The sequence below is a fragment of the Herminiimonas sp. KBW02 genome, from assembly GCF_003852535.1.
Taxonomy (GTDB): Bacteria; Pseudomonadota; Gammaproteobacteria; order Burkholderiales; family Burkholderiaceae_D; genus Oxalicibacterium.
This window is the reverse complement of sequence record NZ_QAJP01000004.1, coordinates 299286-314552: the sequence shown is the minus strand read 5'-3', so window position 1 is coordinate 314552 and position 15267 is coordinate 299286. Positions and strand designations below refer to the sequence as shown.

The window sequence follows — 15267 nt, the reverse complement described above, 5'->3', positions numbered from 1 at the left end:
ATTTCTGAACAAACGTCAGTCAGATAAAGGGTGGCTAGCTGGTCGCTACGCTTTTCTCTTCCTTCTTCTTATCGACGGCCTGTTCGTCTTCTTTCTTATCTTTATCGTTATCCAGCGAAACGCCTTGCGTCAGCATGTACCTGGTATAGGCTTCGAGCAAGGCCGCCATGAAGGATTCTTCCGTTTTGACCGGGCCCCAACCCTTGTCGGTCAATTCTTCGACCTTGATATCCTGCCCGTCGAATTTAACGCTGATGCCCTTCGGTTCCTGCGCATCGGCGAAGTCCTTCAGGAATTTCTTCACGGACGAAGTCGGATTATCACCCGCGAACGCATTCATCGCACTCTTTAGCGCTGCTTCGCGGCCCATCGTCGCAGAACCAATCGCACCATCAAAACCGCTGCTGAGTGAAGGATGATCGGCCAGCATTTTTTTGAATTGAGTATTGCGCGGATCGCCGCTCAACTCGTACCCATTCGCACCTGCTGTCACGCGCAGGACCGGCGGCACATTGATGCCGTATGCCTTCAGGGCATTGCTTAAATCCGCTGCGAAGTTGGCAGAGTTAGTCGCGCCGACCGGCGTCACCGCCGACAGACTTTGTGCGACTTGCACAGTGTTACTTTTTGTCGTGCTCAGAACATCGGCGAACTGCGTGTCCGGTGTTTTTCTATACTGGGTGAACGTATTTTGTAGTGCCGCAATATTATCGAAATTAATTCTCGTCACGTCCGTACTCCTGTCAGATGTTATTAGCCGGCAGTGTCCAGCGCCACTATTGTCGCTATGGACAAAAGCGCCATCATCTTTGAACAAAGGGGTATACACCCGTTAATTCCGGATTTGCCATGCACAGATGCTGTGCTAGCTGCGCTTATTTGTCGGAGAAGTAGCGCGCCGGTGATTTGCCCAACGCTTTCTTGAACATCGTGATGAATGCGCTGACCGAGTCATAGCCGAGATCTTCCGATACGCGCTGCACGGTAGCGCCGGCCGCCAGACGCTGCAAGGCAATGATCAGATGCAACTGGCGCCGCCAGCGACCAAAGGTCATGCCAGTCTCATTCAGCACCAGCCGCGCCAAAGTCCGCTCACTCATCGCGAAGCGCTCACCCCACTCGGCAACCGTGCTGCGGTCATCCGGTTGCTGCGTCAATGCACTGGCAATCTGGCGCAGGCGCACATGATCAGAAACCGGCAAATGCAATTGCTCGGTCGGCATCAGCGTCAGCTCGCTGAGCAGCACTTCGACCAGGCGCGCCGTATGACTGTGCGGTGTGTATTCTTGCGACGTATCGGCCAGATGCAAAATCATTTCGCGTATCAGCGGCGTCAATGCCAGCGTTGCACACTCGGTCGGCAAGGTCGCTGCGCCCGGCTCGACGAACAGGAAACACAAACGCGCATTGGCCGTCGTGCGATTGCTGTGTGGCATGCCGCCAGGTATCCAGACCCCGCATTGCGGCGGTACCATCCACAAGCCGCCTGGCACTTCGCAAGTCACACCGCCGTGCAAAGCCACCACCAGTTGTCCCTTGCGGTGCAGATGAACTGGCGACTCACATTCCGATCCTTCGGTATCGATGCGCAAGGCGGTCGCCGGTTGCGACAGGCGATCCGCGTTGTAATCGATGGAACCCAGCAAAGTGACCATATAGGGATTTGACTGTTTTTAGATATAAATTGTCATTATCCACAAATTCCCAAACACCGTTGCGGATTAAACTGGATCCTGTGATTTCTTTGCGAGACCCAATCGTGAAACAGCACCCCACAGCTCCTGCATCCGCCACTACAGCGCAGCTGGCTAGCCCAGCCTTGCTGCTGTCTGGCATCCTGCTCATCGCCATGAATCTGCGCGTACCGTTTACCAGCGTCGCGCCGCTGATCGACGGCATACGCAGCGGTCTCAGCCTGAGCTCCAGCGCGGCAGGTTTGCTGATTACCTTGCCGCTGCTGGCTTTTGCGGTCGTTTCACCGTTCGGTTCATTCGTGGCAAAAAAATTCGGCATCGAACGTTCGCTGCTCGCCGCACTGCTGATTATTGCTGCAGGCATCCTGTTGCGCTCGACAGGTACGGCCTGGGCCTTGTATCTCGGCACATGGATTATCGGCAGCGGCATCGCGATCGGCAACGTACTCTTGCCCGGTTTGTTGAAACGCAGCTTCCCGGATCAAATCACCAAATTCACTGCCATCTATGTGTTAACCATGGGCGTGGCGTCGGCACTCGGTTCGGTCTGTGCCGTTCCTTTGGCACAGCTATCTGACTATGGCTGGCGCTTTGCGATGGGGGCACTGATCGTGCTGCCTTTGTTGAGTGCACTTATCTGGCTACCGCAATTAAAACGGCACACCGAAGTGAGCACCAGCGCGCCGCCGCCTTATTCCGGACCAATATGGCACTCGGCACTGGCGTGGCAGGTCAGCCTCTTTCTCGGTCTCAATTCATTCGTCTACTACATCATGACGACCTGGCTGCCGACCATGCTGACCGACGCCGGTTACTCTGCAGCAGAGGCTGGCAATCTGCACGGCCTGATGCAATTCTCTGCCGCGACACCGGGCCTGCTGGTGGTGCCGCTGGTGAGCCGCTTCAGGGATCAGCGCGGCATCGCTTTCGGCGCTTCATTGCTGACCGTCATTAGCATAGTCGGCCTGATGTTCGTCCCCGGCCTGGCCGCACTATGGACTTGCGTATTCGGCTTCAGCGCCGGCGCCACCCTCATCCTCGGCCTGGCCTTCGTCAGCCTGCGTGCCAGCAGCAGCCTGCAAGCAGCGGCTCTATCCGGCATGGCGCAATGCATAGGCTACACACTGGCAGCGATAGGGCCGATCCTGATAGGCAAGATCCATGATGCGCAAGGCAACTGGCACGCTACCCTGCTGATCAGCGCCAGCGCCGCTTTCCTGATGGCGCTGTTTGGTCTGTACGCCGGACGCAATCTGCACATCGGCAAGCGCGCATAAGTGATCACCGCTAAACGGCATGCATGGTCATGCCGGTTTGCTCTGCCAGCACCTGCAAATCCTGCCCGCAACCAACCAGCAGCATCCGCGTGTGCAAATCCTCACGTACCCGACTACTGACTTTGGGCCCGAGACAGCGTAATTTTTTCTCGCGCAAATCAACATAAACCAGTGCGTAATGCTTGCCCAGCGAACGCCACAATGCATGCGCACCGGATGACTGACGCGCTCCGCTGATCAGGCTATGTCCGCTATCGAGCCACCAGCGATAAATCGCGGTTGCGATGCCGCGCCGTTGATATGGCGATCCATATTTAGAGTGCGTCGCACGCAAATATTTATCCTGGCGCCGATTCAGTTCTATCAGGCGATTGAAAATCGTATATCCGGCAAGACAGTCGCGCTTCACGTCTTCCACGTAAATGTAATGCTCGCCATCGGCCACCCGATAACGGAATCTCAGTCCCTGAAAATCGATATCCAGCGTCGGCAAGTCATGCAAGGCATCGCCGGGACGATGCAGCCGACGGTGTATGGCATCCAGTTCTTTCTCGACTTCGGATGGCGGTAGTTGTACATCGATGCGCAGCTCCAGCAAACCGCTACCCCACATCGGCAAAGGAAAGGAAGCAAACAAGCTGCTCAATCTCACCCCCAGCTATTTCTCAACTCAACAATTTTTTACCTACGCCACCCTGATCTCAAACCAGGCACGCCCCACCCCACCAGCCGCTCATCAATCGTTGCGGTTTGCTGCTTGCATGCACCTGCGCACTGGCTTCCCATGCTTCGACCTGCACGACCAATCCGGCATACACGCCATAGCCTTCGCCCGCCCGTATCTCGTCCTGTGCGTGCAAGCTCTCGCCCGCCTTAATCGAACCCTGCGCAATAATCGCCTGCCCGGCCCTGATACCCCAGTTCGCTTCCAGATGACTGTCGCACAGTATGCTGGCGCCGACCGCGATACCATTCCCGGCCCAGACACTGTCATGTGCAGTCATCGCACCAAGCACGCGTATATTCTTGTGGCAGCGCAGTGCACCAGCGGTGATCAGGTCTTGCCCGACCAGCAAGTTGCCGTCCAGTGTCAGGCTCGCGCCGCAGATCATTTCCCATTCGGCACGGACATCACCACCACTGCGGATTGCGTCCGCGACTTCCATACCCCAGGCCACCCTGATATCGCCACCAGCGTCCAGTGTGCCGTCGCAACGTATGCTGCCGCCGACCTGCACATCTTCGCCGGCAATAATTTCCTTGCCGGCACGTATGCCGCCACCCGCATGTATCGAACGACCTGCACGCAAGACAGTCGTCACTTCGATATTGCCCTGCACTTCCAGCGTTCCGGCAAACACCACGGCTTCCGCATCGATGGCGTCGACCTTCAGCACTTCGTCGGTAGGACCGAATTGCGTCAACAGCCAGCAGGCGTCGTCCACCCGGCCCGCATCGACCAATGCGTTCAGCAGAGGCTGATAATCGCTGCCGTCGGCATGGTTACGCAGGAACCAGCGAAAACCATCCGCGCACGGACGCTTGTTCTTGACGAAGTTTTTGGTCAGGTCCATATGTCCCGCCCGGTAGCAAAGGAAATACGTGCTGCATCAGCGAGCTGACAGAAGTGCATGACCATAATGTGGTCGTACTGAAACCCGACAAGACCTTGCTTGTCGCAAATGATTGAAGACATGATGTGATTCCAAAGCGCGGCCCACGCCCGGATCCGGGACGGCCGCTATCGCGCCTGGCTTAAGCCCGGCGATAGATGATGCGCAAATGAGAAAAAGGAAATATCGCCGGGCTTAGGAATCTGCTGCCGGCTGGAGGACGTGCTCTGCGCCCGGAAACCTGAGCGCGTGCGAAAACAGAACGGTCATCAAAGACTGCTCTGTTGCAACGTTGCTCACGGAAGTGTGGTGTAAGGACATAGGCCGAAGTTTAGGCCATCTGCCGACCAGGGTCAAACCGACGACATGGCTGAACAGGGCGGCGCTGCAAATTTCAACTACACAGTTGCAGACTTGTCGCGCAGACATTGTTAAGCACGGAGAAGATATTTCCATCACGCAAACTCCGCAATTCCCACACGAGTTTAAGTGTATGTCTGATTAACCAACGGCCCATGCTTACCTAAGATAGAACCTCCGTTTCCTACAGGAGGATGGAATGTCCAATACAGACATACGCGATACAGATGACAAGCAAGCCACGCCATCTGAACAGGCTCAGGAATCAGACCTCAACAATGCCTCCCCCACACCGCCACCTGATGCACAAATACGCCTGCGCAAGAATGCGGAAGAAAGCCACAAGCTGGATACGCCCGAACGTACCAACGATTCCACCATAGACCCGAACAAGCCCAAGGAAGACATCCTCAAAGGCTTTCACGGCGGCTAAGCACGCACGATATGAGCGGATCGCGGCAAGCCGCCTCATCCTCGTCCGGTTTGGACGCATCAACCCAAGGAGTTACTGCTATGAACAAGGATCAAGTCCAAGGCAATCTGAAACAAGCCGAAGGTGCTATCAAGGAAATGACCGGCAAAATCATCGGCAATAAAACACTGGAAGAGAAAGGCAAGCTAGAAAAACACGCAGGCAAAGTGCAGGAAAGTTACGGCGATATGAAAAGCAATATTAAAAAAGAAAAGCAGTATTAAAAATGGACTCTCAATTTCATATGCATGACGGATAAAAAAATGGTGCTCAGTTCACACTGAACACCATTAAAGGTACTGCACACGAAGAGCACACAACAAGCAGATGGCGGCTATCCACAAGCCGCCATCCGATCACAACATCAACCTGATACTTCCTCCAGCGAACGGCCTTTGGTTTCTGTTCCCATCACGATCACTACCAGTGCAGCGATACCGAACGAAATCGCACCCAGTGTGAAGACACCGGTATGTCCGGTCATTGGCAGGATCACGCCGACTGCGAACGGTCCGAGCAAGGAACCAAGACGACCGACCGACGAAGCAAAGCCGGAACCGGTGGCACGCGAACGGGTCGGATACAGTTCCGGCGTATAGGCATACAGTACCGACCACATACCGAACAGGAAAAACTGCATACACAGACCTGCGCCTATCAGTTGCGCTACCGGCGCCTGTGCAGTCGCCACCTGACCGTACAGATAAGCAGCACATGCACTGCCTATCAGCATCAACACGCAAGTCGGTTTGCGGCCCCACTTCTCCAGCAACCAGGCCGAGAAAATAAAGCCGGGGATACCTGCCAGTGAGATATAAACCGTGTACATCACAGACTTGGTGACTTCATAGCCTGCCTGCTGCAACAACGCTCCCAGCCAGGTCGTCAGGCCGTAGTAGCCAAGCAAGGCAAAGAACCACAAGGCCCACAACATCACCGTACGTTTCGCGTACACGCCATGCCACAGCTCGGCAAACAAGGCGCGTTTGTCCTGCTTGCGCGGCAATTCATTGATAGCTGGCGCAGGCGTAGGCAAAGGCTTGCCGCCGTTGGCCTTGATCACATTCTTTTCTATGTTGGTCGTCACTGCGTCGGCTTCCGCATCACGGCCGACCTCTTCCAGCCAGCGCGGCGACTCAGGCACGTAACGACGTACGATGAAGACAAAGACTGCAGGAATCGACAAGGCGATGAAGATGCCACGCCAGCCAATCAACGGCAGCGTCAGGTATGCGAGTATGCCGGCAGCGATAAAACCGAGCGGCCAGAAACCTTCCAGGATGGCGACGTATTTGCCACGGCTTTTCGCGGGCACGATTTCCGACACCATCGACAAACCGATAGGAAACTCCATGCCCATGCCGAAGCCCAGGACCACGCGGAATATCATCAGCCAGGTTACATCTGTAGCGAAGCCACAAGCCAGGCTGCCGACGCCCCAGAAAATCATGCTCCACTGGAAAACAGGCTTGCGTCCGAATTTATCTGCCAGCATCCCGGCTATCGCCGCACCGAGGAACATGCCAAGGAAACTGGAACTGGCCAGCAAACCGGCCTGGGTAGTGGTTAATGCAAACTCGGCTTTGATCGAGCCCAGCACAAAGGTCATAATGCCGAGATCCATCGAATCGAAGAACCAGGCTGTCGCAATAATGCCGAATAGGGAACGCTGGTAACGGGTCATGGGCAAACGCTCAAGACGAGCAGCCACATTGGCGCGGAGGGTCACTCCGGTATGTACATCCATCTTTGTCTCCTGTTGAACCGCCGTGGCGATTCGATTGTTCTGTTCTATTTATTATGTCTAGTGTCTACGCACCCAACGCACTGATATATTACATGAATTCTAGTGACATTCAATATGTTTTTAGAAAAATTACGCAGAATTGCAGAAGGGAAATGCACTGCAAGCTTTGCTATGTGACGGCCGCAAACAAAAAAGAGGACTATTTGCATAGTCCTCTTTTTGCTTAACAGATCATGTGCAGAATCCCTGCACCATGCGACCTCAGAAACGCTGGCGAATACCGACACCGGCACTGACGCCGCTGGATTGCTCGCTCAGCTTGTCGTAGCTGACGACGCCATAAACATCGGTACGCTTGGAAAAGAAGTAGTCATATCCGAGCGAAACCGTATTGCGCACTATCGACGACTTGACGTCAGTACCACCTAGTACCGCGCTGAAATCACCTGTGGCTTTGACATTGGTTCTGGCCCACGACAGCAATACCGAACCCTGCCCTACCGGCATGCTGGCGCCGAGTTGTACGGTATTGGATTTCAGGTCGTAGCGAGCAGCGTCGGCAGCATTCAATAAGTTGGTGGTCGAATAATTCAAGGTCCCGTACAGCTTGACGACTTGCAAGTCATAAGCACCACCGACAAACCAGGTATCGTTCTTGGACGCGCCCAGCGTATAGGTCGCGCCACTTACACGGTTATACGGTGTGAACGAAAATACTTGCGATGGTCCCACCGTCGTATCAACCGGATTGCTCAACTTAACGGACTGGAAGTAAGCGCCGAATGACAACGGGCCATTGGCATACATGGTATTGGCACCGTAATTATTCTTGCTCGAATTACCGGCTTGCTCGCCGAGCTGCAGGAACAAGCTGGTAGTGAAGCCGCCCAGTTTAGGCGTGACGTACATGATCTCGTTGCTCCATGCAGTATCACCGGAAACGGTGGCCGACCATGCCTGGCCGCGATAGCGACTGGACGATGTTTGCGTATGCAAACCTAAAGGAGAAAACTGGAACGAAGAACCAAACGGATTAAATGTCAGCGTCGGCACAAAGTTAGGCGCCAGGTCACGCCCCAAAGAGACGCGACCAAAGGAGCCGGACAATCCTACGTTGGCGTCACGGGAAAACATGGTATCCGCACCGAAGCGACCCATGGCACCAACGTCGGGGCGCATAAAGCCGGTCAGGGCAAAATGCGCCTGCATGCCATCGCCCAGCTCTTCCGTACCCTTGAAGCCCCACCACGAAGTTTGCAGACCACCGCTATTGACCACCGATGTGCTGGCCGCATCACCGCTGCGTTTGATGGAACCGGCATACACATCCAGCATGCCGCTGACCTGTACGCTGGTCTGCGCGAGTGCCTGTGCAGAAAACGCACACGCGAGCAGGCCCAGCACGCTGCCGATGGCAGCATGTTTTACTTGTTTCATTATTAGTTCCTTTTTAGATAAACAAACTTATTGCTTCATTCTTGTTACTGCATTGCGGATAGCGGGCATGGTTTTACTCTCCACGTTTTGCCCAGGAAGTGGAGCGATGCTCAATGAAGTCCGAAATGCCATACATCAGGATGCCCATCACACCGACGACTATCAGTGCGGCAAACACGAGTGGCACGCGGAAGGAAGAACTGGCGTTCAGCAAGAGATAGCCGATGCCTGCATTGCTGGCGACCATTTCAGATACCACTGAACCAACGAAAGCCAGCGTGATGGCGACTTTCAGGGAAGCGAAGAGATAAGGCAGCGCACGTGGCAGTGCCACCTTTTTCAGGATCACGCTCTTGGTCGCACCCAACGAACGCAGCACGTCCGCAAGCTCCGGTTCCAGATGCGCGATGCCGGTCGCCACATTGACGGCAATCGGAAAGAAGGCGGTGAGGAATGCACACAGCACCGCAGGTACCGTACCGATGCCAAACCACATCACGAGTACCGGCACAATCGCTACCTTGGGAATAGAGTTAAAACCTATCAGCAAAGGATTGATCGCACGGTAGATGCGCGGGCTGGCGCCGACCAATACACCCAGCAGCACGCCAAAGCCTATCGCCAGCACAAAGCCGATCAGCGTCGTGAAGAGTGTCTGCAAAGCTTCCGTCTGGATCACCGGCCAGTACTGGATCAGCGAAGCGATGATTTGCGTCGGTGCCGGCAATACCATCTCGGGCACCTTGAATGCGCGACACGCTACTTCCCACAAGAGAAACATGCTGCCAGCTGTCATCCATGGCGCGAGCACCGCGTTCAGTTTTTGATTCTTCATGCATGTTCCTCCTGTGCATGACCGACATACTCACGCAGGCTGGCCACCTCTTCGGCAAACAGCGCTGTATAGCGATCTGCCCTGCTGCGTCGGCATTCCTGTGGGATCTTGCGGCTATGAATGATGCGGCCCGGCCGCTGCGAAAACACATGCACGGTATCGGCCAGATAAGTTGCTTCCGCCAGATCATGCGTGACCAGGACCACCGTAAATCCTTGCTCGCTCCACAGTGCTTTCAGGGTGTCCCACAAGTCTTCACGGGTGAAAGCATCGAGCGCGCCAAACGGTTCATCGAGCAAGAGCAGCCTGGGTTCGTGGATCAGGGAGCGACACAGCGATGCGCGTTGCTGCATCCCGCCTGACAACTGCCATGGGTAGCGCTGCGCAACATCCTTCAGCCCGACTTTCTTGAACAAGGCATTAGCTCGTTCTATGTTGGCCGCCATGTCTTTCTTGAAGGTGCGGCAATGCGGCTCCACGATTTCCAGCGGCAGCATCACATTGCTCAGTACATTGCGCCATGGCAGCAACGCCGGGCTCTGAAACGCCATGCCGACAAACTTCAGGGGCTGGGCCACTTCACGTCCGGCAATCACCACGTGCCCTGCCCTGGGCAGCCGCAAGCCGCTGATCAGCTTCAGCATCGTGGACTTGCCGCAACCGGAAGGCCCTACCAATGCCACGAATTCACCTTGCTGTATGTTCAGATTGACGTCCTGCAACGCCAGCAAGCCCTCGCTGCCCTCACCATATGTGAGGGCAACGTCGCTCATCTCGACCAGCGGCTTCTGGTACGCGTTATCCTGTTCAGAAGCGTTCATCATTTCGCGGTAATCATCAGTGAGGAACGCGGCGGCAGGTAGGCGTCGGTATAGACATCCTTCGCATCCGGCCGTGGGATATCCAATGCGGCGGATACCTCGGTCAGCGACTTGTTCAGACGCGCCGGATCGATAAAGCTCATACCGTTCTTCTTCACCCATGGCGTCGCAATCGACCAGTCGAAGGACAGCTTCATACGTTCCAGCTCTGTCTTCTTATCGGTCAGGGGTTCACGCTTGAGCAATGCGTCTATCGCTGCATCAGGATTCTTCATGCTCTTGGCCATACCTTGCGCGACGCACTCGATCATGGAAGTCATCGCCTTGGCGTTCGCCGCTGCATACGCCGGCTTGGCGATCAGTGCAGTGCCATACAGCGATACGCCGTACTCCGGATAGCGCAGCATGACGATATTCTCTTCCTTCACGCCGCCAGCTTTTACGCCCATATAAACCGGGAACGCCGCGCCGCTGATCGCATCCACGCTGCCGCGCACCAGCATGCTTTCACGCAGCTCAGGCGAAACATTCACCCACTTCACGGAATCAGCCGGGAAGTTATTCGCCTTGGCCAGTACCGAGAACAAGCGGCGTGATGCGTCACCCGCAGGCGCAGCCAGCGTCTTGCCTACCAGATCTGTCGGCTTGGTGATGCCTTTGTTCTTCAGTGTGGCAATCGACAATGCGTTGCCGTCGTAAATCATGAAGAAGGCAATCAGCCTGGAATCAGGATGCTTGGCGTTGTACTCGATCATTACGTTGATATCTGCAAAACCGACGTCATAACCGCCGCTCGCCACCTTGGTGACGGTATCGCCAGAGCCGAAGCCCCTGTCGGTGGTCACATCCAGCCCTGCTTTTGCATAGCAACCATCAGCGTGCGGAATCAGAAACGGCGCCTGCGGACCTTGCATCGCCCAGTCAAGCGCGAAACGGATCTTCTTGCCTTCCTGTGCCGCAGCCAGGTTGGCAGTCATCAACGCCGCACTCCCCATCATCAGAAGTGTTAACACTTTCAGCTTGCCGACTAGGCACTTACTCTGTCTGGTCTTCATGATCATTTGCTTCCTTTGTCAGTGATGCATTTAGAGTTCGCCTCGCAAATAATGTGGTACACCACCTTTACGAGAAAAAGAGGAGGCGAAAATTCGCCAACAAAACTGACATAGCAGTTACCGTGCCAACCCGTATTAACGGTTAACGCAGGTATCGTTCACAATTTTGGTGAAAGAATCCGATACACATTAGGTGGTATGCCACATTAATGTGCGTGGATAGAATGAGATATATCTTAAAGATGGTGCATCCTGCCAAAGATCAGGAACCGGATGCAATCACTCAAGTATGCAGTCGAGCATACGGGCTCACTACCGCATACTCTGGATTTCGTCACGGTAAGCACCGGGGGTATTGCCCGTCCAATCCTTGAATGCCCGGATAAAAGAATTGACCTCCTGGAAACCGAGCAGATAAGCAATCTCGCCTTGCGATACCGATGGACTGCGCAGGTAGTGCTGTGCCAGTTGCAGCCGTGTCGTGTTCAGAACATCCGTGAAGCTGGTCGATTCTTCACTTAACTGCCTCTGCAGGGTGCGCTTGCTGACGGCGAGATTTTTGGCGACCAGTTCTATCGAGTACTCACTGGCCGGCAATCCTTCCAGCAGCACCGCCCTGACCCGCTCACTCATACTTGCAGTCGCACCGAGGGCAGACAGGCGCTTACGCAGACCGGGCTCGAAATACTCCCACATAGCGTCGTTCGCAGTCAGAAATGGTCGGATGCCGTCCTGATGTGCAAACGATACCCTGACTGGGGCTCCGCTTTTTGGTGTGACGCCAAAGTAATCGACATACGGAGCAAGATTGAATGGCGTTTCCGGCACGACTATTTCTAGAGGAACGATGCGCTGACGCGTGCCGACCCTAACCAGTTGCGTAAGAAACACCAGCTCCGTCAGCGCCAGGCTCTTAGGAATCCCGCCTGCGTTGCCATAGCACTCGACGGAAATCGCAGTCATGGTCGCGCCCACATCTACCGTCAAGCTCATCGGCCCGATCAGCTTCTTGAAGGCCGACAAGCGCTGCATAGCGATATTGAGATTGGGACTGCACAAGCTCGCGAAGATAGGCGGGTCAAATGCCTCGACTGAAATGGCCTGCCCGACCAGCAGCGGCAAGGATGCAGCTCCCGCCGTTTCCTCTATGGCTTGCCATAAGCTGAAATACTGATCAGTGCTGACAGTGGCCTCTTTACGCGCAAACAGATCCGCGGGCAGACCCGCCAGGCGCAGCAAGTGATCGGGATTGAGTCCCATATCGGTCAACAGTATTCTCCAGCCCGGCTGGACAGAAAAGTGCGTCGCTTGTTTCATGTACTTTCAGTTCACCGTCTGGGTATCTGATCACTGTCTATCATCTGTTGAAACATATCCTGCATTGTTACTTGCAAGGGACGATACAGTATCCTCAGCTCACGGATACTCTTGCTGTTATCCGCACGCCACGCATAACCAACATTCCGTGAAACAAATTTGCGGGTAGTACTTTTATCAGCCAGGGGCGCAGCCAGCCAGACCAGCCACTTCGGCAAGGTGCGACGTGGCACTGGATAAGCGGCGTACTTGGGCAACAAGGTGGCAGCGATGCCCGGCAACGAAGTATTGTGTCCTGAGACAATGTGACGCCCGTTAGCATGAGGAAGATAGGCTGCATGCACATGCGCGGCAGCCAGATCGCGCACATCCACCGCACCAAATCCGACATCCGGCGCACCCGCCTTCATCTTTCCATTACCCAACTGGCGAACCAGATTAAAGCTCTCAGAGGTAGCCTGCGGATTCAATCCCGGCCCGAGGACCAGGCTGGGGTTGATCACGACCAGATCCCAGCGCGACTGCCTTCCGACGATAGCCCATGCCTCATGTTCGGCAACAGTTTTTGAATAGGCGTACGGCACGTGCTGCAATGAAGAGCTGGTGTTCCACACATCTTCAGTAAACATCTGACCCGGCGTTTTTTCGATATCAGCGCAATCACCATAAATCGCCGCACAACTGCTGGTCAGGACGACACGCTGCACTGACTCTGTCTTATTCGCCGTTTCAAGGACATTGCGCGTCCCCAGCTTTGCTGGCTCTATCAATTCCTTCTGCGGGTCGCTGACATCCAGCTTGAAGGGCGACGCGGTATGAAACACGATGGCGCAGCCTTGCATGGCCTGCGCATAAGAACCATTTTCAAGCAGATCAGCTTTGAAATAACGGATAGTGCCAGGCAACACAGCGGCAAGCTCGTTCAGATGCGCCAGCTTCTTAGGGTCTTGCGGGTCACGTACGGCGGCATGGACGGTCACGCCCTCTTCCAGCAAACGCTTCACTATCCAGCCAGCGACATAGCCGCTTGCACCTGTCACCAGAACTGGTTTGCTCTTATCAATATTCAACATGGCTCTGCCCTCAAAATTTGTCGGCTCACTGGTAGCCTTAAACACGGGATTGCTCGATTAAGCAATTTCTGAAGACATTCTGATCCCACATGCTGTCAGACCAGCCATCCGATCGCGCCATTTGAAATTCAATATACGCCAAACTGGAGCTTTATTGGACCTGGGCGAAACCGGCGACTATGTGCGGGGACGTTTAAGTGCGGGACGCAGCGGCACTACAGTTGGGTGAGTTGGTGGCGTTTCTCGGCATAAGCCTTCAGCGACAACAGGGTTCGCGGCAAGCCTGTTTTCAACTGTTTAATAACGCCAGGACCAAACAAAAAAGCCAGTGCGCCTGTGAACCAGACACGATGCAGTACTTCCGAGTCGTCATCTACCGGAATCACCGTATGCTCGAAGTGCATGCGGAATAGCGGGATGTAACCATCTACAGTAAATGATCGCCCTGGCGTACGCTCGGTGACAACCATCGCAACGCCCATGCCTTTGCTGGGAACGATACGGCCTTTGGTGCCGACTGCGAATGGGCCATCGAGGTGGGCTTGCTTGGTGTCCGGGTCCCACAGGTGCCAGCTATCGACTTCGCTCCAGATATCGTCGATGACCGAAGGTGGGACTGGGATGTGGATGCGTTCTTCGATTTGCATAACGATGGTGCTTCCTCAGTATTTTCTATGAAGGCTCAGAACCCGAGTCATTCATCCTCATCTGGACCCAGATGAAGCATGAACAGACCGGCAGCGCCAGGAATACCGGTCTCGTCGAGTCGCTCCATACTACCGGTATTTCAAAGTCTGCTAGGGCTAATAGCTACTGGTCTAACGTCAAATGGTGCAGCCACCCAGTTGCCTTCCGTCGTCTTCAAGAACTGTTTCGCTTCCAGAATACAGTACGTCTTCTGCTTGCCAGAGGAAGTGGGAATGGCCTGGATATGTTGGGTAATTTCAATGAGCTGACCAGGCTTCGCCGTAAATTTGCCTGCGGAGGCACACATACTTATGAAGTCACCTTGCGACTCTTTGTAATGAAATTTTGCCGTGAGCTCGCGGTTCGCCTCGATTGAAAGCTCTTTGACAGCCGAAGCATTGAAAGATTTAGGAGGAAATGGCATACCCAAAGCGAGTCCTTGTTCGGCGTATTTGGCTTTTGATTTCTCATTGTTTTCGCTGGCTCGCCGCAAAATTGAAACAGGCAAATATGCCTCGCCATATTCCCCACCACTGAGAGATATGCCTGCATCGTTATGAAAAAGGCGGTGGGTAGACCCATAAAAACCGAGGCTGGGTGTCACAACCATCCGCAATGAGGCTGTCTCTGCATTTGGCGGCACTTGATATATTTTTGTTTTATTTGCGCAAGCGCTTAAAGAAAAGGCGATGGCTACGACGTAAAAAAAGCGCATGGAATCCGATGGTGATGATGTGGCGGGTTATTCACTGGAACAGTTGCTATCTGAAGACAACAATTTATTTCCCCAAGGCAACATTACACGATATTTATCGGCGCACTGCCATCCCATGATCATGGGATCACTCGCGTATCAATCGCCGCGACATAAACGCTTCG

At 54.5% G+C, this 15267-nt stretch carries 16 protein-coding genes; 3 read left to right on the top strand and 13 right to left on the bottom strand.

The features are described 5' to 3' along the window. Positions 1 to 34: 34 nt before the first annotated feature. Both DBR37_RS05865 and DBR37_RS05860 read right to left on the bottom strand, forming a co-directional pair. Positions 35 to 616, bottom strand: a complete 582-nt coding sequence (locus DBR37_RS05865) for a hypothetical protein (RefSeq protein ID WP_124573542.1) — start codon at positions 614 to 616, stop codon at positions 35 to 37. A gap of 259 nt (positions 617 to 875) precedes the next feature. Beyond that, positions 876 to 1655 carry a helix-turn-helix domain-containing protein gene (locus tag DBR37_RS05860; RefSeq protein ID WP_124573541.1) on the bottom strand — a complete coding sequence of 260 codons (780 nt, stop codon included), beginning with the start codon at positions 1653 to 1655 and terminating at the stop codon, positions 876 to 878. Between the two features lie 104 nt (positions 1656 to 1759). On the opposite strand from DBR37_RS05860, the gene DBR37_RS05855 reads away from it, so the two are divergent. Further along, positions 1760 to 2971: an MFS transporter gene (locus DBR37_RS05855; protein ID WP_124573540.1), complete on the top strand. Its 1212-nt coding sequence runs from the start codon at positions 1760 to 1762 to the stop codon at positions 2969 to 2971. A gap of 10 nt (positions 2972 to 2981) precedes the next feature. Here the strand turns inward: DBR37_RS05855 and DBR37_RS05850 are convergent, their stop codons facing one another. Both DBR37_RS05850 and DBR37_RS05845 read right to left on the bottom strand, forming a co-directional pair. Beyond that, positions 2982 to 3623 carry an N-acetyltransferase gene (locus tag DBR37_RS05850; RefSeq protein WP_124573539.1) on the bottom strand — a complete coding sequence of 214 codons (642 nt, stop codon included), beginning with the start codon at positions 3621 to 3623 and terminating at the stop codon, positions 2982 to 2984. 49 nt (positions 3624 to 3672) lie between these two features. Next, the gene (locus DBR37_RS05845; RefSeq protein ID WP_124573538.1) at positions 3673 to 4545 is read right to left on the bottom strand and encodes a hypothetical protein; all 873 of its coding nucleotides are present in this window, start codon (positions 4543 to 4545) and stop codon (positions 3673 to 3675) included. A 598-nt stretch (positions 4546 to 5143) separates the two neighbouring features. Here DBR37_RS05845 and DBR37_RS05840 point away from each other — a divergent pair. Beyond that, positions 5144 to 5377 carry a hypothetical protein gene (locus DBR37_RS05840; RefSeq protein WP_124573537.1) on the top strand — a complete coding sequence of 78 codons (234 nt, stop codon included), beginning with the start codon at positions 5144 to 5146 and terminating at the stop codon, positions 5375 to 5377. An 11-nt stretch (positions 5378 to 5388) separates the two neighbouring features. Beyond that, positions 5389 to 5640 carry a CsbD family protein gene (locus DBR37_RS05835; RefSeq protein ID WP_233588291.1) on the top strand — a complete coding sequence of 84 codons (252 nt, stop codon included), beginning with the start codon at positions 5389 to 5391 and terminating at the stop codon, positions 5638 to 5640. Positions 5641 to 5780: 140 nt separating this feature from the next. Here DBR37_RS05835 and DBR37_RS05830 read toward each other — a convergent pair whose 3' ends face one another. The 9 genes from DBR37_RS05830 to DBR37_RS05790 all read right to left on the bottom strand — a co-directional run bounded on the left by DBR37_RS05830 (position 5781) and on the right by DBR37_RS05790 (position 15103). Then, entirely contained in the window at positions 5781 to 7163 is a 1383-nt protein-coding gene (locus DBR37_RS05830) for an MFS transporter (RefSeq protein ID WP_124573536.1), read from the bottom strand. A gap of 261 nt (positions 7164 to 7424) precedes the next feature. Next, complete coding sequence (locus DBR37_RS05825) at positions 7425 to 8600, bottom strand: porin (protein ID WP_124573535.1); 1176 nt, start codon at positions 8598 to 8600, stop codon at positions 7425 to 7427. 73 nt (positions 8601 to 8673) lie between these two features. Continuing rightward, positions 8674 to 9435, bottom strand: a complete 762-nt coding sequence (locus DBR37_RS05820) for an ABC transporter permease (protein WP_124573534.1) — start codon at positions 9433 to 9435, stop codon at positions 8674 to 8676. Beyond that, a complete protein-coding gene (locus tag DBR37_RS05815) occupies positions 9432 to 10256 on the bottom strand; it encodes an ABC transporter ATP-binding protein (protein WP_370454242.1) in 825 nt (274 codons plus the stop codon). The genes DBR37_RS05820 and DBR37_RS05815 overlap by 4 nt, the downstream gene beginning before the upstream one ends. Further along, positions 10256 to 11311, bottom strand: coding sequence for an ABC transporter substrate-binding protein (locus tag DBR37_RS05810; protein ID WP_158610232.1), 1056 nt, complete (start codon positions 11309 to 11311; stop codon positions 10256 to 10258). Before DBR37_RS05810 ends, DBR37_RS05815 begins: the two co-directional genes overlap by 1 nt. A 312-nt stretch (positions 11312 to 11623) precedes the next feature. Continuing rightward, positions 11624 to 12628: an AraC family transcriptional regulator gene (locus DBR37_RS05805; RefSeq protein ID WP_124573532.1), complete on the bottom strand. Its 1005-nt coding sequence runs from the start codon at positions 12626 to 12628 to the stop codon at positions 11624 to 11626. Between the two features lie 11 nt (positions 12629 to 12639). Then, positions 12640 to 13701 (bottom strand): NAD-dependent epimerase/dehydratase family protein, encoded by a 1062-nt coding sequence (locus DBR37_RS05800; protein WP_124573531.1) that lies wholly within the window; start codon positions 13699 to 13701, stop codon positions 12640 to 12642. Positions 13702 to 13916: 215 nt separating this feature from the next. Next, a complete protein-coding gene (locus tag DBR37_RS05795; RefSeq protein ID WP_124573530.1) occupies positions 13917 to 14348 on the bottom strand; it encodes an SRPBCC family protein in 432 nt (143 codons plus the stop codon). A 140-nt stretch (positions 14349 to 14488) separates the two neighbouring features. Further along, the gene (locus DBR37_RS05790; RefSeq protein ID WP_124573529.1) at positions 14489 to 15103 is read right to left on the bottom strand and encodes a hypothetical protein; all 615 of its coding nucleotides are present in this window, start codon (positions 15101 to 15103) and stop codon (positions 14489 to 14491) included. Positions 15104 to 15267 lie beyond the last annotated feature (164 nt).

Bases quoted from the DNA above. Each gene is read 5' to 3' on its own strand.
- DBR37_RS05860 (WP_124573541.1), bottom strand. From the start codon at position 1,655: ATGGTCACTTTGCTGGGTTCCATCGATTACAACGCGGATCGCCTGTCG.
- DBR37_RS05845 (WP_124573538.1), bottom strand. From the start codon at position 4,545: ATGGACCTGACCAAAAACTTCGTCAAGAACAAGCGTCCGTGCGCGGAT.
- DBR37_RS05840 (WP_124573537.1), top strand. From the start codon at position 5,144: ATGTCCAATACAGACATACGCGATACAGATGACAAGCAAGCCACGCCA.
- DBR37_RS05835 (WP_233588291.1), top strand. From the start codon at position 5,389: ATGAGCGGATCGCGGCAAGCCGCCTCATCCTCGTCCGGTTTGGACGCA.
- DBR37_RS05830 (WP_124573536.1), bottom strand. From the start codon at position 7,163: ATGGATGTACATACCGGAGTGACCCTCCGCGCCAATGTGGCTGCTCGT.
- DBR37_RS05825 (WP_124573535.1), bottom strand. From the start codon at position 8,600: ATGAAACAAGTAAAACATGCTGCCATCGGCAGCGTGCTGGGCCTGCTC.
- DBR37_RS05820 (WP_124573534.1), bottom strand. From the start codon at position 9,435: ATGAAGAATCAAAAACTGAACGCGGTGCTCGCGCCATGGATGACAGCT.
- DBR37_RS05815 (WP_370454242.1), bottom strand. From the start codon at position 10,256: ATGAACGCTTCTGAACAGGATAACGCGTACCAGAAGCCGCTGGTCGAG.
- DBR37_RS05810 (WP_158610232.1), bottom strand. From the start codon at position 11,311: ATGAAGACCAGACAGAGTAAGTGCCTAGTCGGCAAGCTGAAAGTGTTA.
- DBR37_RS05805 (WP_124573532.1), bottom strand. From the start codon at position 12,628: ATGAAACAAGCGACGCACTTTTCTGTCCAGCCGGGCTGGAGAATACTG.
- DBR37_RS05800 (WP_124573531.1), bottom strand. From the start codon at position 13,701: ATGTTGAATATTGATAAGAGCAAACCAGTTCTGGTGACAGGTGCAAGC.
- DBR37_RS05795 (WP_124573530.1), bottom strand. From the start codon at position 14,348: ATGCAAATCGAAGAACGCATCCACATCCCAGTCCCACCTTCGGTCATC.
- DBR37_RS05790 (WP_124573529.1), bottom strand. From the start codon at position 15,103: ATGCGCTTTTTTTACGTCGTAGCCATCGCCTTTTCTTTAAGCGCTTGC.